We start from the raw sequence: 26,000 nt of genomic DNA, 5'->3' as shown, positions 1-26,000 counted from the left end.
CCTCCCTTTAGCTCCATCTTCTCTTCTGGATGGACTGTACGGTAAAGAACAGGAACAGGCCGATTACCGTGAGATAATAAACCACATTGGAAACATCCAGAATTCCGTTTGTAAAATCATCAAAATGGCTGCTCAGGTCAAAAACACTTAAAATTTTCTGTACCGCACCTTCCAGAAGTGTGGATTTCAGGAAATAAATGCCGGCCAGCACCGCTTCCCCGATGATTCCGATCAGCACTGCCAGGAAGGTGTTTTTTACAACAGAATAAACAACCACTGCCACACCAAGGATCAACATTGCAATGATCAGAAAAGAGGTCGCTGCCGTCTGACTCAAAATACTGGTCAGACTGTTCATCATGTAACAGATAAACAGAGCGCCAAATGTAATAACGGCTGCAATGACCGGACTCTCTGTCAGCGAAGAGAGGAAAAGACCGATCGCAATATTCGAGCAGCCCAGAAGGAAAAATCCCAGGAGTGCCGTATAGGACATAGGCATGGAAACCTCACCGTAAACCTGCATGATCAGCGGATACAGACAGATGATCAGAACCGGAATGGCAAAAATGGCGATCATTCCCATGAACTTTCCGAGAACGATATCCGTTACTGACAGCGGAGAAGTCAGAAGCAGCTGATCTGTTTTCTGACGCTGTTCCTCTGCCAGCGCTCTCATAGTCAGGATCGGTGTTACGATCAGGAAAATAAAGTTTACCGCAGAAAGTGTATAACCGAAAATAGGATAACCCATATTCATATGATATGCGGTAAAATAAATGCCCGTCACGAGGAGCATAAATGCGATAAATACATAACCGGACATGGAAGTCAGATATGCCCGGATCTCTTTCTTGCAAATGGTACTCATTCTTGACCACCCTCCTTGTTCTCTTCTTCCGGTGTTTCCGTATCCTCCATCAGACTCTGAATGGCATCCGCATCACTGAATGCTCCGGTATTTTTTGCTTCCGAAGGATCCTGGGATGTCAGTTCAAGGAAGATATCCTCCAGAGAAACATGTGTATTTTCCATACGAAGGATGGGACACTGGTTTTCTGCACAGGCATAGAAAAGTTTTTCCCGGACATCTTCATTTCCTTCTGTTTTCAGACTTACCTGAACCAGACCATTTTCATTATCCGTAAAGTTCTTCTCGGCGATCTCCGGAATTGCATTCAGCATTCCCTCGATCTCTGTCCGGCTGCCCTTGATGGTAAGTTCAAGTGTATTTTCACCCTCCATGAGTTTTGCCAGATTTTCCGGCGTATCACTTGCAACCAGATGACCATGGGAAATGATCATGACATAATCACAGACAGCACTCACCTCAGAAAGAATATGAGAACTTAAAATGACGGTATGCTTTTTGCTCAGACTCTTGATCAGGTCACGGATCTCGATGATCTGCTTCGGGTCCAGTCCTACCGTCGGCTCATCCAGTATGATCACTTCCGGATATCCCATCAAAGCCTGGGCCAGGCCGGTTCTCTGCTTATAACCCTTTGACAGGTTCTTGATCAGACGATCCTTCATATGGGTCAATTGTACCGTATCCATGATGTCAGCGATCATATCCTCTCTGTCTTTTTTCGGAACTTTCTTCAGTTCTGCTGCCAGTCTCAGATATTCGATCACAGTCATATCCATGTACAGAGGCGGCTGCTCCGGCAGATATCCAATGTCTTTTTTTGCCTCCTCCGGCTCCTCCAGAATGTCATGGCCATTGATCACTACTGTGCCCTCTGTGGATGCAATATAGCCGGTGATCATGTTCATGGTCGTAGATTTTCCGGCTCCGTTAGGTCCCAGAAAACCATAGATCTGACCTTCTTCCACCTGAAAGCTCAGATGATCTACCGCGGTATGATCTCCATACTTTTTCGTCAGATTCTTTACTTCTATCAAAGTGCTTCCTCCTTTTTGCCCGTCCTGCTGCATGTCACAGCCTTTCGGCATAAATATATATATTAAAAAAATAAAATAATATTGTGTTCATTTCGGGGAAGGATTGTGATTTTTTCTTGATAACTTTTTGAAAATTGTGTGAACGTCTCCACAACAAAAATGCCCTCTGGCATGAGATATTCTCTCACACCAGAGGGCAGATCTAATTATTTTTTATACTTTATTTCCGGTTGTAATTGATCAGGCAGCCTTTCAGGATGATCTCGCGCTCATCATCGGTGAGCTCGTCCATTTTCAGAGTGATCTCTTTCAGACCATCGCCTACGACATAGCAGGTGAACTCGCCGGCTTTGTTCTCGATGGCTTCGCGGATACCGGGAAGGAAGAGATAATCACCGTTTTTGAAGGGAAGCTCGCCCTCATCAATGAGGAAAGGAAGCATACCCCAGTTGATCAGGTTGGAACGGTAACGTTTGGTGGCGTACTCGTTGGCGATGTTTGCCCAGCCGCCTAAAACCTTCTGGCAGGAAGCTGCCTGTTCTCTGGCAGAACCGTCACCGGGTTTCACAGCAAAAATGGTGGAACCAACGCCCACGTTGGTCTTGTCCACATCCGGATATTTCTCATGCAGCGCTTTGAATACTGCTTTAAGCTCCGGAAGTGCCTCCGCAGGACAGTTGCCTGCCTCGATGGCTTTCTGCGCCGTCTGTACCTCTTTGGCACGGCCCACGTAAGCCGGATCCTTTCTGGAGAGAGTAAACTCTGCCAGTCCCAGAGGATTGGAACGGTAGGAGGAGGTCTCTCCGGACGGGATCAATTCGTCCGTAGTTGTTACCGGATCGTGGATCTCGGATACGACTTTCAGGATCATATTTTCCGGAAGGGCGGACATCTTCGGCCAGTCCTTGATGTTCGGACCGAAATGGATCTCTTCGCCCGGATCTGCCACACCATGACTGTCAAAAACACGGTTTGCATAAATATTGCTGTCAAAATGATAGGTCGGACCTGTATACTCTACATCCAGATCGGTAGCAGCTGTCAGATAGCCCTTATTTGCCGCTGTTGCTGCGATGGAGCGGGCATCCATAAGAGCCACCGAAGCGATCTGACCGCTCTGAAGCTTACTTCCCTCACGATTCGGGAAGTTTCTGGTAGAATGACGGATACTGAAAGCATTGTTGGCCGGAGTATCTCCTGCGCCGAAACAGGGACCACAGAATGCCGTTTTCACGATGGCACCGGTCTCCATCAGCTCTGCCAGTCTTCCGTTTCTGGCAAGTTCCATATAAATAGGTGTGCTGGCCGGATAAACACTTAAGGTAAACTCATCACAACCGATGCTGTGTCCCTTCAGGATATCCGCTGCTGCACAGATATTCTCAAATCCACCACCTGCACAACCAGCGATGATTCCCTGATCCACATAGAGTTTTCCGTCACGGACTTTATCCTTCAGGGTAAAGTCTACGGCTCCGCCCAGAGATACTTTTGCACGCTTCTCCACATCTGCAAGAATCTCGTCCAGGTTCTGATTCAGTTCATCGATCGTATAAGTGTTGCTGGGATGGAAAGGCATGGCGATCATCGGACGGATCTCACTTAAGTTCACCTCAACCACGCCATCATAATAGGCAACTTTTCCAGGCTTCAGTTCTTTATAGGCAGAAGTTCTTCCATGGATCCGGTAGAACTCTTTGATCTCTTCATCTGTCTGCCAGATGGAGGACAGACAGGTGGTCTCTGTGGTCATCACATCCACGCCGATACGGAAGTCGGCGCTCAGTTTGGAAACGCCCGGACCTACAAATTCCATTACTTTATTTTTTACATAACCCTTAGCAAAAACAGCGCCAATGATAGCCAGTGCCACATCCTGCGGGCCAACCCCTTTTGCCGGCTCACCGGTCAGATAGATGGCAACCACACCAGGCATATTGATGTCATAGGTCTGACAGAGCAGCTGTTTTACCAGCTCCGGTCCGCCTTCCCCCATAGCCATGGTTCCAAGGGCTCCGTAACGGGTATGGGAATCGGAACCAAGAATCATCTTTCCGCTCTCTGCCAGCATTTCACGGGCAAACTGATGAATGACTGCCTGATGAGGAGGTACATAAATGCCGCCGTATTTCTTTGCACAGGTCAGGCCAAACATGTGGTCATCCTCATTGATCGTTCCGCCTACTGCACAAAGACTGTTATGACAGTTTGTCAGCACATAGGGAATCGGAAATTTTTCAAGGCCTGATGCTCTGGCTGTCTGAATGATTCCCACATAGGTGATATCATGAGAGGTCAGTTTATCAAATTTGATCTTTAACTTTTCCATATTTCCGGATGTATTATGATCCTTCAGAATATGATAAGTAATGGTATTTTTCGCTGCTTCTTCCCGGTTTAAGGTTTCTTTTCCAAGCATATTGCGAAGAATCAGTTTTGCATCCCCGGAATCCTCCACCAGCTCTGTGCCGTTTACCAGATATGCACCGGTGTCACATAATTTAATCATGCATCTATCCTCCATTTCTGAGCACTCTTTATGAGCACCCATTGGGCTTTTAGGTTCTATATTTTTTCTGATAACTCACATTATAACTGTGCAGTGATGAGATTGCAAGAAAAAATGCAAGAGGTGAAAAATGAGCAAAAGAAAAGAGGATATGATCTTGATCTTCAATCATATCCTCTTTCAATGATGATTCTCCATTGGAAGATACCTCTTTCTTTTATTTTTGATGTTCTGTTACAATCTGCTTTTTCTTTTGGGGTTAGGAATTAATATTTCGGTGGTCCGTACCGTCCTTTCTTTCATATTTGAGATCCTGTCATCTATCTTCTTTTCTCTGAAAATCTGAAAGATAAATGAATGATTACTGTTTCACTGGAATCTCCTCCTTACTGGAATCGCCTTTCGTTTGATTTCCTGTTTGTTTTGTTGTCTTGATTATATCTTGTTATTTCTATTTTGTCAAGCATTATTTTAAATATATTTTTGCTTTCTATTTATTGTGTGTTTTCATTTAAATTTTCTAATTATTTACAATATTTTAAAACCATTCTTTCTGAACGTATGAATCCCCGGAAGGTTCAAAGACCTCTCGGGGATCCTATAACAACACGATTCTGTTTTTTCAGAAGTTTAGTATTCCTGATTCTCCATATACTTCATATAATTGACTACCATCAGAGCAATCTTGAAGGTCAGGGCGTCATCAAATTTGCGGATATCTAGACCGGTGCTCTTCTGAAGCTTCTCCAGACGGTACACCAGAGTGTTTCGGTGCACATAGAGCTGTCTGGATGTCTCGGAAACGTTCAGGTTATTCTCGAAGAACTTGTTGATCGTAGTCAGTGTCTCTTCATCCAGGGAGTCCGGAATGTTGTCGCCGAAAACCTCATGCATGAACATCTCACAGAGAGAAATGGGCAGCTGATAGATCAGACGGCCGATTCCAAGAGTATTGTATGCAATGATCCGTTTCTCTGAGTAAAAAATCTTGCCTACATCCAGAGCCATTTTGGCTTCTTTATAAGATTTGGAGACCTGTTTGATCTCGCTTACAATGGTACCGTAGGAAATACGCACGGTAGCCATGGCCTCGGAGTTCAGCATATCCTTCATCATATTGGCAACCTGCTCCACTTCCTCATAGTCCTCGTCCTCGCGAAGTTCATGGATCAGAATGATGCTCCGCTCATCCACTGCTGTAATAAAATCCCTGGTCCGTGTAGCAAACAGCGTCTTCAGAAGTTCTCTGGCATTCAGGTCCTTCTCCTGCTTCGTCTCGATCATGTAAACAACGCGGCGGGCCTCCACTTCAATGTGAAGCTTCTTCGCACGGTTATAGATATCCACCAGAAGAAGATTATCCAGAAGCAGGTTCTGAATAAAGTTATTTTTGTCAAAGCGTTCTTTGTATGCAACGATCAGATTCTGGATCTCACTGACTGCTACTTTTCCGATCATGTAGGTATCTTCACTGGAACCTCTTGCCACAAGAATGTATTCCACAACCTGATCATCAAAAATCTTGAAAAAATGATATCCCTGGATCACCTGGCTGTCTGCTACCGAATCATTAAACAGACAAACCATATCCTTGGAAATATCTTCTCCATTAAAGGTAGAAACCACGGTTCTTCCTTCCGGATCAAACACACACAGATCAATTCTGGTTATGGAGCGAAGTTCGTCAATCGCATTCTGTAATACCTGGCTGGAAATCATTGTCCCACTTCCTCTCTTTCATTCACGAAAAATAGTTACTTACAGTATACTAAAACCCTTCGGACGGTGCAAGTGAAATTTTATCGCTCCTTTTCTGAAAACGATAAAAACAATAAAAATGCCATCCGGAAAACCGGATGGCATTGAAAATACTTTTATGAATATTAGTTGGTGATAACAAGCTCGGTCTCTTTGTCGAAGACATGAATCTTCTCAGCATCCAGAGCAAATTTAACGGTATCGCCGGTTCTTGCGGTTGTACGCGGATCTACACGAGCGGTTACGTTAGCGCCCTCAATATCGAAGTACAGGAATACTTCTGCACCAAGCAGCTCATATACACGGATGGTGGACTCGATCACAGTCTCAGGAGACTTCTTCAGCCACTCGTCAGAATCATGTACATCCTCAGGACGGATACCAAGAACAACGGTCTTTCCGTTGTAGCCGCCATCGATGAGTTTCTTAGCTTTTGCCGGAGCAAGTTTGATGGAATGGCTGCCTACCTGAAGAGCAACATCGTTGCCGCTTACTTTAACGGTAGCATCCAGGAAGTTCATCTGCGGAGAACCGATGAATCCAGCTACGAACAGGTTGCACGGATTGTTGTAAAGGTTCTGCGGGGAATCTACCTGCTGAACAACACCATCTTTCATAACTACGATTCTGGTACCAAGGGTCATAGCCTCTGTCTGGTCATGAGTAACGTAGATGATGGTTGCGCCCAGTCTCTGATGCAGTTTGGAGATCTCGATACGCATCTGTACACGAAGTTTTGCATCCAGGTTTGACAGCGGCTCGTCCATCAGGAATACCTTAGGATCACGAACGATTGCACGTCCCATAGCAACTCGCTGTCTCTGACCACCGGACAGAGCCTTCGGTTTACGATCAAGCAGTTTCTCCAGGTCAAGGATCTTAGCTGCCTCTTTTACCATTTTGTCGATCTGGTCCTTCGGAACTTTTCTCAGTTTCAGACCAAATGCCATGTTATCATATACAGTCATATGCGGATACAGAGCGTAGTTCTGGAATACCATTGCGATATCTCTGTCTTTCGGCTCTACATCGTTTACGACTCTGTCACCGATCTTAAGGGTACCACTGGTGATCTCCTCAAGACCTGCGATCATACGAAGGGTGGTAGATTTACCACATCCGGAAGGTCCTACAAAGATGATAAACTCTTTATCTTCAATTTCCAGGTTAAAGTCTTTTACTGCTTCAAAACCATTCGGGTAAGTTTTGTTGATGTGCTGCAGTGATAAGCTAGCCATTTCTTCATCCTCCTAATTCATAAAAGTAACTTGCAGTTCCTCTCTGTTAGTAACTACAACGTTTACTGACTGAAAACAGTATACTAAATTATGTCGCTCCCCGCCATACCATAATCCACCAAAGTTTCTACAATGACCTTGTGAGTTCTGCCAATCCGGTTAAGTATTTTTTAAGTTTTTGGGCATAGTGACGGATATTTTTTGTTTTTATATACAATTTCACAAACAAAAACAAATTTTATCACTGCATCAGAAAAAAGCTTAGGCTTACACTGTCTTTCTCACAAAGACACTCATGAGACTCCTCTTGTTTTTTCTGCCTCTTTCCTGTATACTATTAGCGCAAATATTGAGAGACGGTGCCTGTGCACCACACAGCAGCAGAAGGACTTTGATCGATTATGAACTACATTGTTTTTGACCTGGAATGGAATCAGTGCCCCGGTGGAAAAGAAAAAGAAAATAAAAAGCTTCCCTTTGAGATCATTCAGATCGGAGCAGTCAAGCTGAATGATCGGTATGAGGAGTGCGGACAGTTCCAGGAAAAGATAAAGCCCCGGGTCTACCACAGCTTCCACCACCATACACAGGAAGTCCTCCATATGAATATGAAAGCTTTTCGGAAAGCCCGGTCTTTTTCTGAGGTTGTCACCGCCTTTTTTGAATGGTGCGGTCCTATGGAAGAAGCCGTCTTCTGTTCCTGGGGATCCCAGGATCTTCTGGAGCTCCAGCGAAATTTACGTTTCTATCATATGAAAAATCCATTTCCCTTCCCGCTCTGCTACCTGGATATTCAGAAGATCTACAGTCTTCAGCGAGAAGACGGACGCTCCCGGAAAAATCTCCAGTCCGTCATTGATTCTCTGGAGCTTCCCAAGGATCAACCCTTCCATGAAGCACTGGGAGATGCCTGCTACACGGCCAGGATCCTGCAGACGCTGGATCAGAAGAAGGCTCTGGAGTATTTCTCCGTAGACTATTTCCGTATTCCCCAGAACAGGAAGGAAGAGATCCAGATCTGTTATGAGACATATCAGAAATTTGTCTCCAAACCCTTCCGTACCAAGACGGAAGCCATGCGTGACCGCAAGGTCGCTTCCACCCGCTGCTATATCTGTGGAAAACCGGCCCGCAAAAAGATCCGCTGGTTCACCGGAAATTCCAAGAATTACTACTGTCTGGCCTGCTGTGAGGAGCATGGCTGGCTTAAGGGAAAGATCCGGATAAAAAAAGCAGAGGACAACCAGTTTTTCTGTGTAAAAACATTAAAACTCGTTTCAGAAGAGGATGCAGCCTCGATCATAAAAAAGAAAGAAGCACTCAAAGAGAAACAGAAACGCTGCAGAGCAGATGGCTGAACATCTGCCTGCAGCGTCTTTTTTACACCCTGTTAAAATTTTCCGTCAATTCTTCCATCTCTGTCAGAAGACAGTCTACCCTGCCGTAAAAGGCATCACTTTTACCAGGTTCATTTAAGCTTCTCCCGATATCCTCCAGGGCTTCCTGCAGAAGCCGGATCCTCTTTTCCCCATTTCCGTTCTGGTCAAGAAGAGAACGGCTCCGCTGATTTTCTTCCGGAGTCCTTTTTTTCACCGGATTTTCATCAATATAGCGATAGGTGATCGACGGAGACGCATGATTCAGAAGATTCTGAAGATAATAAATATCATTTGTTGCCTTATAATAATTCCAGGCAAAAGTTTTCCGCATGGTGCTGCCTCCAACGGATGGAAGGCCCACATCCTCTCCGACCTTTTTCATCACCCGCGTAACCCGTTCTTTTGAAAGGTGCTTTCCGGAACCGGAACGCCCGGGAAACAGCCAGGCTTCAGGATCCTTCCCTTCTGTATAACAAAAGATCTCTCTTTGCAGTTTCTCCGGGATCTTAAAGATCCGGCGGATATTTTTCTTTCCGATATTCAGCTCTATGCTTTCTTTTCCCCGCACATCCCTGTTTCTGAAATCCAGGATGTCCGGAAGCTTCAGACCCGTTCCCAAACCGATCTCAAACAAAACATAGTATTTTTCACCGGCTTTTTTCAGCCCGTCTTCAAATTCATGCAGAGCCTTATCATCCTTGACCGGTGACACCCAGCTCATCACTCATTTCCCCCTGTTTCATCTATTTTTCTTCTGTGGATTCTTCTTTTTCCACATGCATTTCCCTGGCCTCTTCAATGGCCTGCTGGCGTTCCAGGCGGTCTTTTTCCAGCTCTGCCCGAAGCTCTGCTTCGATCTCACTTACCGGCTTGCTGTCAATACTCTTTTCAATACGGATCCGTTCTTCCCGTTCTTTTTTTCTCTGTTTCCGGATCTTCTCTGCCCTCGCATTGCGTGCCCAGGCAATTCCAAGGATCGGCAGGAGGATCAGTAAAAGGAGCAGCCCCACAGCCGCTGCCATAATATCGTTCTCATTGATCCAGTCGATCAGCCATACGATCCTCTCTTTTAACCAGGTAAACTTCTCCGGCAGGGTCTGGAAGAATTCTTTGATGGCTGTTCCGGCATTTCTGCCAAAACTGCCCAGAACCTTTCCGGCCTGTTTTCCAAACGCTTTTGTCTTCCGGAAAGCCACCTGCACCCTTCCCTTGATGCCGGGCTCGGTTTCTTCGATGATCTCTGTATAGTTCACCGGGACCGTACTCGGTGTCGGTACGTCAAAAGAAAGCGAATTGTAGGAAAGAGCCGCACTTCCTACCTGCCAGCCGTTATATTCATAGGCCAGTCCGCCGGAACCGTCTCCTTTACGCACTACAGAGGAGGCATCTGCCGTCTTCGGGATTGTCACCGTCACTTCATTCGGACCACTCACCAGTGCTTCATCCAGAGCCTCCGTACGGAGTGCGGAAAGTTCACCGAGATTATCCATTCCGATCAGCTGAGAACGGCTTTCTGTTTTCTCATTAGCTGCTACCGTCACATTCTGGAAATTTTCAAAGGCATAATCCAGCATGGCATGGCTCTCACTGTAAGCCTTGTCTTTTCCATTTACATGAAGCTCCACACAGATCAGCGTACGGCCATCCTTCTTTGCGTAGCTTACAAGCGTATTCAGGGCATCACTGGTAAAACCGGTCTTTCCTCCAAAGCAGCCTTCGTAATAATACTCGGCATTTTCCTGGATCATCTGGTTGTGATTATACCAGTAGCGCTCCTCATCCACCTTGTTGGTCTTCGGACAGGTGTAATTGGTTGTTCCGGCAATCTTCTGGAAGGTCGGATGCTTCAGGGCCGCCTGCGTGATCAGTGCCATATCTCTCGCACAGGTATAATGCTCTTCGTTCTGAAGTCCATGCGGATTCGTAAAATGCGTGTTGACACAGCCAAGCTCCGCTGCTTTCGCATTCATCAGATCCGCAAAGCCACTGATACTGCCGCCGACTGTTTCCGCAATACCGTTTGCAACATCGTTTGCAGATTCCAGCATCAGTCCGTAGAGCGCCCGGCGCATGCTTAAGACTTCACCTACCTGGATGCCTACATGGCTGCTGCCTTCCTCCAGATTATAAACTGCGTTTTCTGAAAATCGGATCTTACTGTCCAGCTTCCCGCTTTCGATCGCTACCAGTGCCGTCATGATCTTGGTAATACTGGCCGGGTACTCTTTCCTGTCCATATTTTTGCTGTACAGAAAAGCCCCTGTATCCGCATCCATGACGACTGCGGCTTCCGCTTCGATCTGCGGACCCTGCGGCCAGCCGGAGATCTCATTGGATTCCACAGTCCAGTAATAGGATTCCGGGATGTACTCGGTCTCTTCTCCACTGTCCTCTGCTGTATCCTCCCCCGTATCGTCATAAGTTTCCGTATATTCTGAATCTTCCGCTGCAAGGGACGGGCACACCGGCACAGCCGCGGAAAGAATCAGGGCTGCCGCCAGCGTGCGGATCAGCCATAGTTTTTTCTTCCTCATTCTTCTTTCTCCATGTTCTGCGGCTCCTGCCTGTCAAAAGACGTCCGGAAAACCGCATCGCCAGTTTCTGTTTCTCTCGCATCATTATATTATAGAGGTTCTTTTTTTTCAAGGACTGATTCTCTGCCGTCAGGCGCACATAAAAAAGACAGCCTCAACGATTCCAGAAGCCTTTCTCCATGAGAAAATTTTCTGAAAACCCTGAAACTGTCTTATGATCACCTGGCGTTACTTACGATCTTATAATAAATCCTTGCTGTGATGGTATAGACAAGGAAATAGACCAGAGCAAAAACGGCTACCGTAAGACCGATGCACAGGCTGAAAAGTTTTATATTGTAGGCTGAAAACAGTGCCATCATCTTCACCAGAACTTTGAAGGCCATCGCCATATGAAGGCCAGCTGCCCCAAGAGGCAGGAAAAACACCAGCAGCACCTGCGTCCGGATGGTTTTTTTCACCTCAGCCTGGCTAAGGCCAATGTCCTGCATGATGACAAAGCGTTTCCGATCATCGTAGCCTTCCGTTACCTGTTTATAATAAATGATGAGTACGGTTGCCAGAAGAAAGATCAGACCGAGGAAAAATCCGATAAAAAGAATCGTTCCATACTCCTGAAAGAGATATTCTTCTTCCTCCGTCCGGTTCTGGAACGTGGAAATATAGGCCCACTCCGACGCTTTCTCTGTTTCCCAGGAACTGCGGAGCTTCTCCTGAAACTCTTCTGCCGGTTCCTGCTTACCGGAAATATCAAAGTAGCAGTTCCAGCCCAGGAAGTACGCTGCACCCGGACCTTCTCCCTCCTCAAGACCATAATATGTTTTAAAATTCTTCCCGAGACTTTCCGTCAGCTTTTCCATTTCCTCTATTCCCGGAAGGAGCACCTGCACCCGTTTTTTTATTCCGCTGTACCGGCTGGCAACGGCAGTTTCCACAGGCTCCTCCAGCCGTTTTCCCTTTATGGAATAGTCCCCGAAAAGCAGTGTTTCTCCCGGTATCAGTCCCTCTTCCGACTCATAGAAGGCTGCCACGTCATCCGGAAGCTCTGTTTTCTTCCCGGTATTCGCTTCATAATCCTCCCGGAGCAGGTACTGGACGTACACCAGGTTTTCGTAATCGTTCGTATCTGCCAGGTCGCCCATTTCTGCCTCATAACCATCTTTTCCCTTTCGGTATACCATATTGCATCTGGTATAAGACAGCATATTTTCTACTCCGGAGCCGTTCTCTTCCATCTGTGCCTTTATAAACTTCTTCATATCCGAGGTTGTATCCTGATATGTTTCCGGCTTCAGGCTTTCCACATAATAACGCATCTGCAGGAAATATTCTCTCGGGTATTCTTCCCGGACCCCTTCACTCACACCGTTGAAAATACAAAGGCTCGCCCCGATGGTGACCATGACCATCGTGGAAAGGATGCAGATCCCGGCCAGTCCTGCCGCGTTCTGCTTCATCCGGTAAAGCATGCCGGAAACAGAAATAAAACTGGATGGACGGTAATAAAAACGCTCCCTCTTTTTCATCCATTTTAGCAGTGCAATGCTTCCTGCCATAAAAAGTCCATAGGTACCGATGATGACCAGAAGAGCCGCTGCAAAAAACCACAGCATGGCTTCCATGGGACTTTCTACTTTCTGTGCGATCACATACCCGCCGGTCAGAGCCGCCACACCGATCAGGGCTGCCAGACCATGAACCTTCGGTTCCCGCTCTCCCTGGCTCTCACTTCTGAGAAGCTCGACCGGTCTGGTCCGGATGACAGCGACGATATCATACAAAAGCACCAGACAAAACAAAATGCCAAACAGGCTCAGAGTCTCTGTTACGGCTCCTCGCGGGATCACCATCGTAAGATCTGCCTCCATCCGGATCATTTTATAAAAGATCAGAAAAAACAGCTGAGAAAACAAAGCTCCTCCGGAAATCCCAAAAAACAGGCTGAAAACAGCTACCAGAAGGATCTCAACGCTCATCAGTCTGGCCAGATGACGTTTTTCCATTCCGAGAACATTGTAGAGGCCAAATTCCTTTTTTCTCTGTTTCATAACGAAACTGTTCACATAGAAAAGAATGACCAGAGAAAAAATACCTGTTATCGGTGTGCTGATCCTCAAAAGAGAGCCCATCATTCTTTTCCCTTTCATCCCGGAAATATCCACCATATCACAGAGAGAACCCTGAATGTAAAAAAGTGCCGTCATGACAGAAGCCGCCAGAAGATACGGAAGATAGATATTCCTGTTTTTGCGGATATTTCCCCAGGCCATTTTCAGATAGAAGCCCTTATTCATGACTGTTTCCTCCTGTTGTGAGCAGTGTCAGTGTATCTGAGATCTTCTGATACATCGCCTCTCTTTGAAGTTCACCACGATAGATCTGATGAAACACGGTGCCGTCTTTGATAAAAAGTACCCGGCCTGCATGACTGGCCGCCTTGATGCTGTGCGTCACCATAAGGATCGTCTGCCCCTTCCGGTTGATCTCTTCAAAAACAGCCAGAAGACTGTCTGTAGAACGGGAATCCAGCGCCCCTGTCGGTTCATCTGCGAGGATCAGATCCGGCTTCGTGATAAGAGCTCTGGCCACCGCTGCCCTCTGTTTCTGGCCACCGGAAACCTCATAGGGATATTTTTCCAGGATCCCGGCGATCCCAAGCATCTCTGCCAGAGGCGTCAGTCTCTTTTTCATCTCCGCCACCGGCTTTTTTGCAAGCACCAGCGGAAGAAAAATATTGTCTTTTATGGAAAAGGTATCCAGAAGGTTAAAATCCTGGAAAACAAAGCCAAGCTTTTCCCGCCTCCAGGCAGCAAGCCTGGATTCCGGGATTGCCGAAAGCCTGGTCCCGTTCAAAAGAACCTCTCCGCTGCTTGGTCTGTCCAGCGATGCCAGAATGTTAAGGAGTGTGGTTTTTCCGGAACCGGATTCTCCCATGATCGCCACATACTCTCCCTTTTCCACGGAAAAATTCACATCGGTAAGCGCCTGTACCCTGGCGCCTCCCAGACGGGTCGTATATATTTTTTTCAGATGATGTACTTCCAGAACTGCCATTGAAATGCCTCCTAATATGATGATCTTGTTTTTGCCCGCAAACGGTGCCTGCGGATTGCTCACTGCAAATATAGTATAAAAAAAGAAGAAATGCTCTGCCATGGTTTTTGCTTACATTTCTTCTTCCATTCCTTACATCTGCGTAAGAAAAGCCTTTGCCAGTGTCCGGCATCCGGCCTTTTTTACTCTGCCTCCAGTTCTGTCCTCCGAAGATCCAGAAACACCTCCGTTCCCTCTCCCAGAACGGAGCGGATCTCGATTTTGTTTCCCAGCATCTCCATCACCTGCTTCACCAGTGCCAGACCAACCCCGGTGGAACGCTTGTCCAGGCGGCCGTTGTAGCCCGTATAGCCCCATTCAAAAATCCTCGGAAGATCCTCCGGGCGGATTCCGATCCCCGTATCGCGGAGCACGAGCAGCCCATTCTCTTTCCCGATCCGGACACTGCCGCCCTCCTTTGTATATTTGGAAGCATTGGTCAGAAGCTGTTCCAGCACAAAGACCAGCCATTTTTCATCAGTCAGCACCTCACCCGACAGATCACCTGCAGAAAACGAGATATGCTTGTGTATCAGAAGCGGGCTGACCTTTTTCACTGCCTGCATCACTACCGGCCGGAGTTCATACCTCTGGATCACCAGATCATTGCCGTCTCCTTCCATCCGCTGATAAGAAAGTGCCATCTCCACATACTGACTGGTTTTCAGAAGTTCCCTCTTCAGTGCCCGGACATCTGCCGGTTCCTCCTGAAGCAGAAGTTCCATTGCTGCAATGGGCGTTTTGATCTGATGGCTCCAGCGCGTATAGTATTCCCTGGACCGTACAAGCTTCTCCCTGCTTTCTTTCTGCTCTCTCTGACAACGTTTTTCCTGATCCCGGATGATTTCCTGATAGATTTTCTCCAATGGTGTCTCCGCTTTCGGAAGATCTGCGGTTTCAAGAGACTGCTCTGCCTGCCTTTTCAGGATCAGCAGCTGCCGTCTTTTCCTTTTCCATCTGAAAAATCCTGCCATCAGAAATCCCAGTGTCACAACTGCTGTCACCAGGCAGGTATAACCGGCCGGTCCCCAGGGCAGCCCGTAAAGACCATAGATCAGGCAGAGAGACCCTTCAAAAAACAGCAGAAAAAAGAGAAGCTGGCGTTTCTCTCTAAAAAAATCACACAGTTCTTTCATATATCAGATAACCCACACCTTTTCTGGTAGAGATCAGGTCTTCCACTCCGATCTGCTTCAGTCTCTGCCGAAGCCTGGCAACATTTACCGTCAGAGTGTTTTCATCAATAAATTCTTCCGTATCCCAGAGTGCCTGGATCAGATCTTCTCTCGGCACCACATTTCCTTTTTTCTTCATGAGGATTTCCAGGATTTTATATTCGTTTCTGGAAAGCTCCAGTTTTTCTTCCCCAAAGGAAACCACTCCATCCCCCAGGTTCAGGGTGACTCCCCGACAGTTCAACGTATTCAGATCTCTTCCAAAATCGTACGTTCTCCTGATAATAGCCTGGATCTTTGCCAACACCACTTCAAACTTAAAAGGTTTGGCAATAAAATCATCTGCTCCCATATTGATGGCCATGATAAGATTCATATCATCCGATGCCGAAGAAAGAAAAAGCACCGGTACCCGGCTGATCTTCCGGATCTCCGTACACCAGTAATAGCCATTGAAAAAAGGGAGCGACAGATCCATCAACACCAGCTGGGGCTGAAATTCCCGAAATTCTTCCATCACCCGGTCAAAATCCTGCACAGCCCGGACAAGATATCCCCATTTTTCCAGCTGACGGGACAAGATATCCACAATGGTGGCATCGTCTTCCACAAGCATGATCCGATACATATCATTTACCTCCTCTTGATCTGACACCATTCTATCATCTTTTTTTAAATTTTGTATTTTTTTCTGAAAAGGACGAAAGCGTTCATACTGGTATGGTCATTTTTTTCAGAATTGGCTATTTAAATCCATCCACTTACAGTATAAGATAGCGATAACATTCCAGTAGATGGAAAACAAAGAAAAGAGGAGAAGCTTATGAACAGTAAATCACACGATCAAATCCAGAAATTAGCCCTGACGGCACTTTTCGCCGCTTTGTGCTATGTTATCTTTACCTTCCTGCAGATCAAGATCCCCATGCCCGGCGGAGATGCCACTTCCCTGCATCTTGGAAATGCCTTCTGCGTTCTGGCCGCACTGCTTCTCGGAGGCGGTTACGGCGGACTGGCCGGAGCTGTCGGCATGACGATCGCCGACCTGATGGACCCGGTTTATATCACCGGAGCTCCCAAGACGTTTGTCCTGAAATTCTGCATCGGTCTGATCACCGGTCTGGTTGCCCACAAGATTGCTCACATCAGTGAGAGCACGGACAAAAAATACATCTTCAAATGGAGCCTGATCTCCTCCATCGCAGGTCTTGGCTTCAATGTCATCTTCGATCCGCTGGTTGGTTACTTCTACAAACAGTATATCTTAGGCCAGCCCCAGGAGATTGCTTCCGTCCTTGCCAAATGGAGCACCGCTACTACTTTTGTAAATGCCGTTGCTTCCACCATCCTGGTCGTTATCCTTTATAATGCCCTTCTTCCGGCGCTTAAAAAATCCGGACTGAAAATTTCCAGTCCGGCGTGGTGATGTGAAGCGGATTTCACGAAATCCGGTGAAAGATCGAAAATCCGATTAACCACACTATAAAAACTTCCCGGACGAATAAGATGTCAAACCTTATTCGTCCGGGAAGTTTTACTTTGTTATTTTTTCAGTATTCCACATTTTAACCTGTTTCGGTCTTGGATATACCTTTGCCAAGGATAAAAAGCCACAAAAATAGCCGCCCCAGTTCGGTAAACTAAGCGACAATTTTTGCAATTTTAAATTCTATTTATTCCTATTATATATTTGTAATACTAACAAAAATAGAGAGGCATCTCTCACTCTTCATCTCCCCACCACTATGTCCCAGTCTGACGTACGCCCCTTATTTTCTGGCGTGCCCTGGAAGGGGGAGCCTGAGGGGGAAACACGGGCTACGCAACTCTGAGTGTTTCCCCCTCAGCTATTCTTTTATTTTACCTTGGAAATGATCAATTCTTTCATTTGGCCCGGATTGCATTTTCCTTTCATCTCTTTCATGATCTGACCGACCAGAAAGCCAAGTACTTTCTCCTCGCCGTTCTTATATTTTTCTACAGCATCCGCATTAGCTGCCAGGATCTTATCCACTACAGCCTTCGCCTCTCCGGCAGACTGGGAAATTTTCAGACCGTGGGCCTCGATGTAAGCCATCGGCTCCACATCTTCATCAAAGATCTTCTCAAAGACCTCCTTCGCACCCTGGTTGTTCACTTCGCCTTTTTCCACAGAAACGATAAGGGCTGCCAGATGCTCCGGTGAAAACTCAACCTCTTCTTCCTCCAGTCCTCTCTCTTTCAGCAGACGAAGCGTCTCTCCCAGGAACCAGTTTGCCGCTTTCTTGGGATTGCCGCAAAGGTCCGCCGTCTTCTCGAAAAGCTCTGCCAGATGACGGGACTGGGTCAGCTGCTTTGCGTCATATTCGGAAAGACCGTAATCCTTCTGGTAACGGGCCGCTTTTTCCGGCTGCATCTCGGGCTGTGCTTTTTTCACACGGCTGATCCACTCATCATCAATGTAGACGGAGGGCAGATCCGGATCCGGGAAATAACGGTAATCCTTGGCATCCTCCTTGGAACGCATGGCATAGGAGTATTCCTTATTGTCGTCCCAGCGGCGTGTCTCCTGAACCACGCTTCTTCCCTCCTCCAGAAGCTCGATCTGACGGGCACGCTCACCGTCAATGGCACGGGCAATCGCCTTGAAGGAATTCAGGTTTTTCATCTCGGTACGGGTTCCCAGTTTGTCGCTTCCCACTTCCCGTACGGAAAGGTTGACATCGGCACGCATGGATCCTTCCTGGAGCTTACAATCCGATACGCCGAGATACTGACAGATCATCCGGAGTTTTTCCAGGTAAGCAATGACTTCCTCAGCGGAACGCATATCCGGCTCCGAAACGATCTCCACCAGCGGAACACCGCTTCGGTTATAGTCCACCAGGGAGCAGTCCTCCCACTCGTCATGGATCAGTTTACCGGCATCCTCCTCCATATGCATTTCATGGATACGGATCTTCTTCGGACCTACGGAAGTATCTACCATCAGCCATCCATCGTGGCAGATCGGCACATACAGCTGAGAGATCTGATAGTTCTGGGGGTTGTCCGGATAGAAATAGTTTTTCCGGTCAAAACGGCAGTGCTGGTTGATCCCGCAGTTCGCTGCCAGACCAAGTGCCAGCGCATATTCTACCACCTGTCTGTTGAGGACAGGAAGGCTTCCGGGCATTCCGGTGCAGACCGGACAGGTATGGGTGTTTGGCGCACCTCCGAACTTTGTAGAGCATCCGCAGAAGATCTTGGTAGCGGAAGCCAGTTCTACATGAACTTCCAGACCGATGACTGTTTCATACTGTTTCTCCATCATGCTCTCTCCTTTCCATGCTTTTTCTCTACCTTTGCCTGAAAAGCCATGGGGAAGCTTCCACGCAGCTTTTCAAGGCCATAAGCCGCATCCAGCAATTTCTTCTCGCTGAAGCAGTTTCCTACCAGCTGCAGGCCAACCGGCAGGCCTTTGGAATCCATTGCCACCGGAATACTGATTCCCGGGAGTCCTGCCAGATTCACAGCCGTGGTATAAATATCGCTGAGATACATTTTCAGAGGATCCTGAAGACTCTTTCCGATCTCCGGAGCCGTAGTCGGGGAAGCCGGAGCCAGGATCATGTCATATTTGTAAAAAGCATCATCAAAGGATTTTTTGATCAGCGCTTTTGCACGAAGGGCTTTCAGATAATATGCATCGTAATAACCGGAGCTTAAAACAAAGGAACCAAGGAGGATTCTTCGTTTTACTTCTTCGCCAAAGCCTTCCGCACGGGTCTTTTTGTACATGTCGTGAAGGCCGTCGGCCTCCGGGGTGCGGTAGCCGTATTTGACGCCGTCAAACCGGGCCAGGTTGGAGCTGGCCTCCGCAGAGGCGATGATATAGTAGGCAGGGATCACATAGTCCACCATCCCCAGCTGGAAGAATTCTACAATGGCACCGTTGCGGCTCAGCAGATGAATGGTATCCACCATGGCCTTTTTCACATCCGGATCGAGATTTTCTGCGAGATCCAGATATTCCTTTGGCACACCGATGCGGACACCGTGAAGGTCGCCTTTCAAGGAATCCAGGAAATTTTCCGACTTTCTCTCCATGGAGGTGGAATCCTTGGCGTCATAGCCCATGATCACATCCAGAAGAGCCGCGCAGTCCGCCGTATCTCTTGCCACCGGTCCGATCTGATCCAGAGAGGAGGCATAGGCAATCAGGCCATAACGGGAAACGGTTCCGTAGGTAGGTTTGATGCCCGTAACGCCGCAGTAAGCGGAGGGCTGACGGATGGAACCGCCGGTGTCGGAACCCAGGGCCGCAAAGGCTTCTCCTGCCGCTACAGCCGCACAGGAACCACCTGAAGAACCGCCGGGTACATGGTTGGTATTCCAGGGGTTATGGGTGATGCCAAAGGCGGAAGTCTCTGTGGTGCTTCCCATGGCAAACTCATCCATGTTCGTCTTTCCGATGACGATCATGCCTGCCGCATGAAGCCTTTCCACCGCCGAAGCATTGTAGGGCGGAACGAAGTTTCCAAGAATCCTGGAAGCGCAGGTGGTTTTCTGACCCTTCGTGCAGATGTTGTCTTTGACTGCAATGGGCACGCCTGCCAGCGGGCCTCTGTAGCGGCCGGCCTTGATGCCTTCCTCAACTTCTTTTACCCGCGCGTATACTTTTTTCTCATCCACATCCAGAAATGCGTGGATCTTCGGCTCCTGTCTGTCGATCTGGTCAAGGGAAGCTTTTACGGCTTCTCTCACACCGATCTCCTTCAGCCGGATCTTTTTCCCCAGTGAAAGGGCTGTGTTTTCCAAAATATCCATATCGGTCCTCCCTACTCGACTGTCTTCGGTACCAGATACTGGCCGTCCTTCTTGCGGGGCGCCAGATCCACCAGTTCATCTCTCATGTCGCCGTTTACCACTTTGTCCTCGCGGAACACATTTTCCACGGGGAAAAGCGAGATCAGCGGCTCCACGCCTTCGGTGTCGAGTTCGTTCAGTTTATCTACATAACCCAGGATTTTTTCCATTTCCTGGCGGGATTTTTCTCTTTCTTCATCGGTGAGGGCCAGCTTGGCCAGAAGCTCGGTGTTAGCCATAACCTCATCCGAAATCTTATGCTCTGCCATCTTTTTTCCTCCTTCTTTACGGCTCCAGTCTGTTCAGGTCTCTCGGGAACAGGCAGGCCTCTCTGACATTTTCCTCGCCAAGAAGCTGCATGGTCAGACGTTCCATACCGATTCCAATACCTCCATGAGGCGGCATACCGTATTTGAACGCATCCATGTACTGCTCCATGCCCTCGTCGGTCATTCCTCTGGCTGCGATCTTGTCCTCCAGCATATGATAATCGTGAATACGCTGACCACCTGTCGTGATCTCAAGGCCGCGGAACAGGAGGTCGAAGCTTAAGGTATAACGGGAATCTGCCGGGTCATCCATCGCGTAGAACGGGCGCTTCTTGGAGGGATAATGGGTGACAAAAACGAAATCTGCGTCGTATTCCTCTTTGAAATACCGGCCGATGAGTTCTTCCTCCTCCGGCTCCAGATCGAAGGGGTTACGGATTTTGCGGTTGTATTTCTCTGCCACCAGCTCTTTGGCCTCACTGAATTTTACAAAGGGGATCTTATCTGTTTTCGGAAGGGTGACATTCAGGATCTCAAGCTCCGGGGCGTAGTCTTTTTTCAGAAGCTCCATCGTGTACTGGAGAAAACCGGTCTCCATCTGGCAGATTTCCATGAAATCCTCGATGTAGCCCATCTCAAAATCCAGGCTGGTGTACTCGTTCAGATGTCTTCTGGTGTTGTGCTTCTCAGCACGGAAAACCGGACCGGTCTCAAAGACGCGATCGAAAACGCCCACCATCATCTGTTTGTAAAACTGCGGGCTCTGGGCCAGAACGGCCGGTTTGTGGAAATAGCTGAGCTTGAACACGTTGGCTCCTCCCTCAGCTCCTTTGGCTCCGATCTTCGGTGTATGGATCTCGGTAAAACCGTTCTCATGAAGAAATTCACGGAAGCCTCTCACGATGCCTTCCTGGATGCGGAATCTGGCCCGCTCCCGGACGTTCCGAAGGGAAACGGAGCGGATGTTCAGCTTGGCTTCCAGAGAAGTGTTCAGCTTCCATTTATCAATGGCAAGGGGAAGGGGTTCTGCTGGAGAGGAGAGAATCGTGATCTCCTCCGCACGGATTTCTTTTCCGTGGGGCGCTCTCTCTTCTGCCCGGACAGTTCCTTTTACCCGGATGCAGTCTCCCTCTTTCAGCTCAGAAATGGAAAGATTTGTTTTTCCCTCTTCCCAGACCGTCTGCAGAAGACCGTCTCTTTTTCTCAGGATCACGAAAGCGATCTCACCCATGTTTCGAATGCTATAGATACTTCCGTCTGTCAGGACCTCCTGGTCCAGCGATTGCGGAGCAAGCACTTGGGAAAGCTCCAGAGTTTCTTTTTCTCTGACTCCTGTTACAAATTCCATATCACATTTCCTCCAAAAATTTATCTTTTTAAAAGAGAAACACCGGCTGGGTCTGCAAGCATCCAGCCGGTGTTTTTTTATACAGTTACTTCATACGCCGGCCTTTTGCCTGCCTTTCTCACATCTTTGTGATTCTCTCAATGGCCTTCAGCGTATTTTCATAGGTTCCAAATGCAGTCAGTCGGAAGTAGCCTTCGCCATGCGCACCAAAACCGCTTCCCGGCGTTCCCACGATATTTACCGTGGAAAGCAGGTGATCGAAAAACTCCCAGGAGTTCATGGAATCCGGAGTTTTCAGCCAGATATAGGGGGCGTTCTCGCCGCCGTAAACCGTATATCCCGCGTCTTTCAAGCCCTGAAGAATGGTCTTCGCATTCTTCATATAATAATCGATCTGAGTCTTCAGCTGTGCCTTTCCTTCCGGGGAATAAACGGCTTCGCCGGCTCTCTGAACGATGTAAGGAGCTCCGTTGTATTTGGTGCCATGGCGTCTTGCCCACAGATCGTTGAGCTTTACGCCTTCGCTGCTTTTTAAATCTTTTGGGACCACCGTGTAACCTAAGCGAACACCGGTGAAACCTGCGTTTTTGGAAAAGCTTCGAAGTTCAATGGCACATTCTCTTGCCCCTTCACATTCGTAAATGCTGTGCGGCATATCCGGATCGGAAATATAAGCTTCATAAGCGGCATCATAAAGGATCACCGCACCGATCTTTCTCGCGTAGTCCACAAATCTCTGAAGATTTTCCTTGCTGATTCCTGCTCCCGTGGGGTTATTGGGGAAGCAGAGATAGATCAGATCCGGCTCTTCCTTCGGAAGCTCCGGAACGAAATTGTTCTGGGAAAGGCAGGGCATATAGATGACTCCATCGTAATTCTCATTGGTCGGATTATAGAGTCCTGTACGGCCTGCCATCACGTTACTGTCCACATAAACCGGGTAAACCGGGTCGCAGACAGCGACTTTATTATTCAGTCCGAAGATCTCCTGGATATTTCCGCAGTCACATTTTGCTCCGTCAGAAACGAAGATCTCATCCTCATAAACTTCACAGCCTCTCGCCTTGTAATCATTCTCAACGATCGCATGGCGGAGGAACTCATATCCTTTATCAGGGGCATAACCGTGGAAGGTCGCTGCATTGCCCATCTCATCCACTGCTTTGTGCAGGGCTTCAATGATGGCCGGGGCCAGCGGCTGGGTTACATCTCCGATGCCGAGACGGATGATCTCGGCGCCCGGGTTTCGCTCCTGAAAGGCGGCTACTTTTTTAGCGATATTGGAAAACAGATAGCTTCCCTGCAATTTCAGATAATTATCATTGACCGTAAACATGTTTCTTCTCCTAACATTCATCATAAATCAGCATCAGAATCATCTGCGCTGTCTCCACCATGTTGGTTGCATTGTCCATACTGCATTTCTGTATATAGCGATGGGCCTCTTCCTCACTTAAATGATTCCGGTCCATCAAAAGGAATTTCGCGTTGCGGATATAGTTTTCCTCACGCTCACTCCTCTTTTTCGGTTTTCTTTTATCCTGCTTAAAGCGGCGATCGATTTGGCGGACCATCATCTCCACGGTATTCACCAGATCAAACACTTTTAATGGTGTGGTCAGAGACATAAGTCCTGACGGATTATCGCTTACCGCAGCTGCCGAACCGATCAGCAGCATATCAAAATATTTCGGAAGGTTTTCGGAAAGCTCCCGGTAATACATATCCGAAAGACGGTAACCGCTTACTACAAGACCTGACGAATATTTGTTGATCTCGATCAGCGCACCTGCTCCGGTCGGGCAGAAAACGGTATCCGTAAATCCATGACTGACCAGGATTCTGCGGATTTTTTTGGCATCTTCCACTTTCGGCATAACTACAATGATGATGCTCATGACCTCTTCGCCCTTTCCTTCCGATTTTATAACTGTTCCGATCCAGGCAGATTTTCCTGCGAACATGCGGGTTGTTCCAGCCGCTGGCTCTGAACTGTTGGTTAAATTTTATACAGATACTGCTCCAGCTCCCAGGCGGAAATCTGTTCCATATAGCTCATCCATTCTTTTTCCTTGGCCTGATTGTAAATCTTCAGGAATCTTTTTCCCAGGACCTCTTCCGGAAGCCCGTCTTCTTTCATGGCCTTCAAAGCCTCACTCAGATTGGAAGGAAGCAGTTCTGTCTCTTCTGTTTTTCCTTCTTTCTGCGGTTTCAGATGATTTTCAATCCCTTCCAGTCCAGCCGCCAGGCACAGGGCAAATACCACGTAAGGATTAGCTGCTCCATCAGGACTTCTCAGTTCAAGTCTGGTTTCCTGTCCTCTCTGGAAAGGAACCTTTACAAGAGAAGCTCTCTCCGACTTTGACCAGTAGATCTGGGAAGGTGCTTCAAATCCGGTGGTCAGCCGTTTATAGGAATTCACCAACGGATTACAGAAAGCTGTCATTCCTTTGATATGCTTCAGGATACCAGCCAGAAATGCGTAGGCATCACTGCTCAGGCCATCCTCGGAATCCGGATCATAAAATACATTTTTTCCGTTTTTAAAAAGAGACAGATGGATGTGCATACCGGAACCATCCACACCGGCCTTGGGCTTCGGCATAAAAGTTGCATGAAGACCATGGCGCTTCGCAATGGTGCGGATAGCGGTTTTCACCGTCATGATCTTGTCCGCTGTCTCCAACGCATCATCCATAGAAAATTCTACCTCGTGCTGACCGGGAGCGATCTGGTGTCTGGAGGATTCCACCTCGTAGCCCATCTCTTCCAGCGTCAGTACGATATCCCGCCGGGCATTTTCCCCCAGATCCACCGGACTCAGATCAAGATAGCCTGCCCGCTCGTGGGTAATGGTGGTGGGGATGCCGTTATCATCCGTGTGAAACAGGAAAAATTCACACTCCGTATTTACTTTCAGTGTGTAACCCAGGCTTTCTGCTTTTTTCAAAACTTCTTTCAGAAGATATCTTGGGCTTCCCTCATAGGGAGTTCCATCTGTACGGATCAGATCACAGATCAGCCGTGCAACTTTTCCCTGCTGAGGCCGCCAGGGCAGAATACTGAATGTGGACAGATCCGGGCGAAGATACATTTCTGCTTCTTCCGTGCGGATAAAGCCTTCAATCGAAGAAGCATCAATGATACACCGGTCATCCATGGCTTTCGGAAGCTTTCCCGCCGGAATGGCGATATTCTTCATCGTACCGAACATATCGGTAAACTGAAGGCGGATAAATTCCACATCCTCTTCCTCCACAATATTCAGAATCTCCTCCCTGCTGTATCGTTCCATATCACAATCTCCTTTTCCTAAACGCAACTATCTGATAATACGACAAAAGGGCGAACTTACCCACTCATTTCTGTGAGGTAAGAACGCCCTTGTTCTATAGTTTCGTATTATAGCAACGGGATTTTTCTTTGTCAAGAAAAATATGCGAGGGGCCGCGATAATCATACTTTGCGCAATTATAACTCTCATTGTTTATATTATGCTAAAAAAATAGCGCCCTCGCTCTGGTAAAGTAAGGCGCTATTTTTCATATTACTTCTGCCGACGGTCAGGTATGCACTGACCAGCAACTCTCTCGTTAAAAGCTGATCTCCCTCCGAGACGGAGAGGAGACGTCAGAAACTGCAGGGGTACCATTCTGGTAACATATCGTACAGTTTTGAATTTCAAGCATGCTCATCTTTTATTCTACTGCTGCCCATTTCGCTGTCAGCATATAGTAATCGATCGGGAATACCGCCACATCTTTACTTTATCTGTATTGATCAGGGTAATATTCTCATTTGCATACAGGAACAGTGTCGGGCACTCTTCTGTCAGTACATTCTCTGCGTCTACAAAGCACTGCACGCAAATTTCAATAATCTTTAATTTCCTCAATGTGTCCCATACTTTGTTTTATCCTCCCGATACCCTCTGGTCTTTTTTGTGTTCCACTTAACATGGT

20 protein-coding genes are annotated in these 26,000 nt (G+C 47.6%); 2 read left to right on the top strand and 18 right to left on the bottom strand.

Annotation, left to right across the window (positions count from 1 at the left end; translation table 11 throughout):
• Window positions 1-7: 7 nt before the first annotated feature.
• From DXA57_RS08525 to DXA57_RS08505, 5 genes are all read right to left on the bottom strand, one after another.
• A complete protein-coding gene (locus DXA57_RS08525; RefSeq protein WP_117766580.1) occupies window positions 8-871 on the bottom strand; it encodes an ABC transporter permease in 864 nt (287 codons plus the stop codon).
• Window positions 868-1,908 (bottom strand): ABC transporter ATP-binding protein, encoded by a 1,041-nt coding sequence (locus DXA57_RS08520; RefSeq protein WP_117766578.1) that lies wholly within the window; start codon window positions 1,906-1,908, stop codon window positions 868-870. Before DXA57_RS08520 ends, DXA57_RS08525 begins: the two co-directional genes overlap by 4 nt.
• A gap of 220 nt (window positions 1,909-2,128) precedes the next feature.
• Window positions 2,129-4,417 carry a hydratase gene (locus DXA57_RS08515; protein ID WP_117766576.1) on the bottom strand — a complete coding sequence of 763 codons (2,289 nt, stop codon included), beginning with the start codon at window positions 4,415-4,417 and terminating at the stop codon, window positions 2,129-2,131.
• 630 nt (window positions 4,418-5,047) lie between these two features.
• Entirely contained in the window at window positions 5,048-6,136 is a 1,089-nt protein-coding gene (locus DXA57_RS08510) for a PucR family transcriptional regulator (protein ID WP_117766574.1), read from the bottom strand.
• Window positions 6,137-6,300: 164 nt separating this feature from the next.
• Entirely contained in the window at window positions 6,301-7,413 is a 1,113-nt protein-coding gene (locus tag DXA57_RS08505; RefSeq protein ID WP_117766571.1) for an ABC transporter ATP-binding protein, read from the bottom strand.
• A 401-nt stretch (window positions 7,414-7,814) separates the two neighbouring features.
• Between DXA57_RS08505 and DXA57_RS08500 the strand changes: the two genes are divergently transcribed.
• On the top strand, window positions 7,815-8,771 hold the full coding sequence (locus DXA57_RS08500) for a 3'-5' exonuclease (protein WP_117766569.1): 957 nt from the start codon (window positions 7,815-7,817) through the stop codon (window positions 8,769-8,771).
• Window positions 8,772-8,793: 22 nt separating this feature from the next.
• Here DXA57_RS08500 and DXA57_RS08495 read toward each other — a convergent pair whose 3' ends face one another.
• The 6 genes from DXA57_RS08495 to DXA57_RS08470 form a co-directional block, all read right to left on the bottom strand.
• Complete coding sequence (locus DXA57_RS08495; protein WP_117766567.1) at window positions 8,794-9,513, bottom strand: tyrosine-type recombinase/integrase; 720 nt, start codon at window positions 9,511-9,513, stop codon at window positions 8,794-8,796.
• Window positions 9,514-9,535: 22 nt separating this feature from the next.
• Window positions 9,536-11,326 carry a D-alanyl-D-alanine carboxypeptidase family protein gene (locus tag DXA57_RS08490; protein ID WP_117766565.1) on the bottom strand — a complete coding sequence of 597 codons (1,791 nt, stop codon included), beginning with the start codon at window positions 11,324-11,326 and terminating at the stop codon, window positions 9,536-9,538.
• 218 nt (window positions 11,327-11,544) lie between these two features.
• Entirely contained in the window at window positions 11,545-13,620 is a 2,076-nt protein-coding gene (locus tag DXA57_RS08485; RefSeq protein ID WP_117766563.1) for an ABC transporter permease, read from the bottom strand.
• On the bottom strand, window positions 13,613-14,380 hold the full coding sequence (locus DXA57_RS08480) for an ABC transporter ATP-binding protein (RefSeq protein WP_117766796.1): 768 nt from the start codon (window positions 14,378-14,380) through the stop codon (window positions 13,613-13,615). Before DXA57_RS08480 ends, DXA57_RS08485 begins: the two co-directional genes overlap by 8 nt.
• Window positions 14,381-14,562: 182 nt before the next feature.
• Window positions 14,563-15,555, bottom strand: coding sequence for a sensor histidine kinase (locus DXA57_RS08475; RefSeq protein WP_117766561.1), 993 nt, complete (start codon window positions 15,553-15,555; stop codon window positions 14,563-14,565).
• Complete coding sequence (locus DXA57_RS08470) at window positions 15,539-16,222, bottom strand: response regulator transcription factor (RefSeq protein ID WP_117766559.1); 684 nt, start codon at window positions 16,220-16,222, stop codon at window positions 15,539-15,541. The genes DXA57_RS08475 and DXA57_RS08470 overlap by 17 nt, the downstream gene beginning before the upstream one ends.
• Before the next feature lie 195 nt (window positions 16,223-16,417).
• Between DXA57_RS08470 and DXA57_RS08465 the strand changes: the two genes are divergently transcribed.
• Window positions 16,418-17,020: an ECF transporter S component gene (locus DXA57_RS08465; RefSeq protein ID WP_117766557.1), complete on the top strand. Its 603-nt coding sequence runs from the start codon at window positions 16,418-16,420 to the stop codon at window positions 17,018-17,020.
• Between the two features lie 429 nt (window positions 17,021-17,449).
• On the opposite strand, the gene gatB is transcribed toward DXA57_RS08465, so the two are convergent.
• From gatB to DXA57_RS08430, 7 genes are all read right to left on the bottom strand, one after another.
• Entirely contained in the window at window positions 17,450-18,883 is a 1,434-nt protein-coding gene (gene gatB, locus DXA57_RS08460) for an Asp-tRNA(Asn)/Glu-tRNA(Gln) amidotransferase subunit GatB (protein WP_117766555.1), read from the bottom strand.
• Window positions 18,883-20,382 (bottom strand): Asp-tRNA(Asn)/Glu-tRNA(Gln) amidotransferase subunit GatA, encoded by a 1,500-nt coding sequence (gatA, locus tag DXA57_RS08455; RefSeq protein WP_117766553.1) that lies wholly within the window; start codon window positions 20,380-20,382, stop codon window positions 18,883-18,885. Before gatA ends, gatB begins: the two co-directional genes overlap by 1 nt.
• Window positions 20,383-20,393: 11 nt before the next feature.
• A complete protein-coding gene (gene gatC, locus DXA57_RS08450) occupies window positions 20,394-20,690 on the bottom strand; it encodes an Asp-tRNA(Asn)/Glu-tRNA(Gln) amidotransferase subunit GatC (protein ID WP_117766551.1) in 297 nt (98 codons plus the stop codon).
• A gap of 16 nt (window positions 20,691-20,706) precedes the next feature.
• Entirely contained in the window at window positions 20,707-22,038 is a 1,332-nt protein-coding gene (gene aspS, locus DXA57_RS08445) for an aspartate--tRNA(Asn) ligase (RefSeq protein ID WP_117766549.1), read from the bottom strand.
• A gap of 118 nt (window positions 22,039-22,156) precedes the next feature.
• Complete coding sequence (locus DXA57_RS08440) at window positions 22,157-23,374, bottom strand: LL-diaminopimelate aminotransferase (protein WP_117766547.1); 1,218 nt, start codon at window positions 23,372-23,374, stop codon at window positions 22,157-22,159.
• A 10-nt stretch (window positions 23,375-23,384) separates the two neighbouring features.
• A complete protein-coding gene (locus DXA57_RS08435) occupies window positions 23,385-24,002 on the bottom strand; it encodes an ANTAR domain-containing response regulator (RefSeq protein WP_330423236.1) in 618 nt (205 codons plus the stop codon).
• Between the two features lie 35 nt (window positions 24,003-24,037).
• Complete coding sequence (locus DXA57_RS08430) at window positions 24,038-25,333, bottom strand: glutamine synthetase family protein (protein ID WP_117766545.1); 1,296 nt, start codon at window positions 25,331-25,333, stop codon at window positions 24,038-24,040.
• Between the last annotated feature and the right edge of the window lie 667 nt (window positions 25,334-26,000).

This window comes from Blautia sp. OF03-15BH (genome assembly GCF_003463065.1).
Taxonomy (GTDB): Bacteria; Bacillota; Clostridia; order Lachnospirales; family Lachnospiraceae; genus Limivivens.
The sequence above is the reverse complement of the archived record's forward strand: the minus strand, read 5'-3'. Positions and strand labels throughout refer to the sequence as shown.

Bases quoted from the DNA above. Each gene is read 5' to 3' on its own strand.
- DXA57_RS08525 (WP_117766580.1), bottom strand. From the start codon at position 871: ATGAGTACCATTTGCAAGAAAGAGATCCGGGCATATCTGACTTCCATG.
- DXA57_RS08515 (WP_117766576.1), bottom strand. From the start codon at position 4,417: ATGATTAAATTATGTGACACCGGTGCATATCTGGTAAACGGCACAGAG.
- DXA57_RS08510 (WP_117766574.1), bottom strand. From the start codon at position 6,136: ATGATTTCCAGCCAGGTATTACAGAATGCGATTGACGAACTTCGCTCC.
- DXA57_RS08505 (WP_117766571.1), bottom strand. From the start codon at position 7,413: ATGGCTAGCTTATCACTGCAGCACATCAACAAAACTTACCCGAATGGT.
- DXA57_RS08500 (WP_117766569.1), top strand. From the start codon at position 7,815: ATGAACTACATTGTTTTTGACCTGGAATGGAATCAGTGCCCCGGTGGA.
- DXA57_RS08495 (WP_117766567.1), bottom strand. From the start codon at position 9,513: ATGAGCTGGGTGTCACCGGTCAAGGATGATAAGGCTCTGCATGAATTT.
- DXA57_RS08490 (WP_117766565.1), bottom strand. From the start codon at position 11,326: ATGAGGAAGAAAAAACTATGGCTGATCCGCACGCTGGCGGCAGCCCTG.
- DXA57_RS08485 (WP_117766563.1), bottom strand. From the start codon at position 13,620: ATGAATAAGGGCTTCTATCTGAAAATGGCCTGGGGAAATATCCGCAAA.
- DXA57_RS08480 (WP_117766796.1), bottom strand. From the start codon at position 14,380: ATGGCAGTTCTGGAAGTACATCATCTGAAAAAAATATATACGACCCGT.
- DXA57_RS08475 (WP_117766561.1), bottom strand. From the start codon at position 15,555: ATGAAAGAACTGTGTGATTTTTTTAGAGAGAAACGCCAGCTTCTCTTT.
- DXA57_RS08470 (WP_117766559.1), bottom strand. From the start codon at position 16,222: ATGTATCGGATCATGCTTGTGGAAGACGATGCCACCATTGTGGATATC.
- DXA57_RS08465 (WP_117766557.1), top strand. From the start codon at position 16,418: ATGAACAGTAAATCACACGATCAAATCCAGAAATTAGCCCTGACGGCA.
- gatB (WP_117766555.1), bottom strand. From the start codon at position 18,883: ATGGAGAAACAGTATGAAACAGTCATCGGTCTGGAAGTTCATGTAGAA.
- gatA (WP_117766553.1), bottom strand. From the start codon at position 20,382: ATGGATATTTTGGAAAACACAGCCCTTTCACTGGGGAAAAAGATCCGG.
- gatC (WP_117766551.1), bottom strand. From the start codon at position 20,690: ATGGCAGAGCATAAGATTTCGGATGAGGTTATGGCTAACACCGAGCTT.
- aspS (WP_117766549.1), bottom strand. From the start codon at position 22,038: ATGGAATTTGTAACAGGAGTCAGAGAAAAAGAAACTCTGGAGCTTTCC.
- DXA57_RS08440 (WP_117766547.1), bottom strand. From the start codon at position 23,374: ATGTTTACGGTCAATGATAATTATCTGAAATTGCAGGGAAGCTATCTG.
- DXA57_RS08435 (WP_330423236.1), bottom strand. From the start codon at position 24,002: ATGTTCGCAGGAAAATCTGCCTGGATCGGAACAGTTATAAAATCGGAA.
- DXA57_RS08430 (WP_117766545.1), bottom strand. From the start codon at position 25,333: ATGGAACGATACAGCAGGGAGGAGATTCTGAATATTGTGGAGGAAGAG.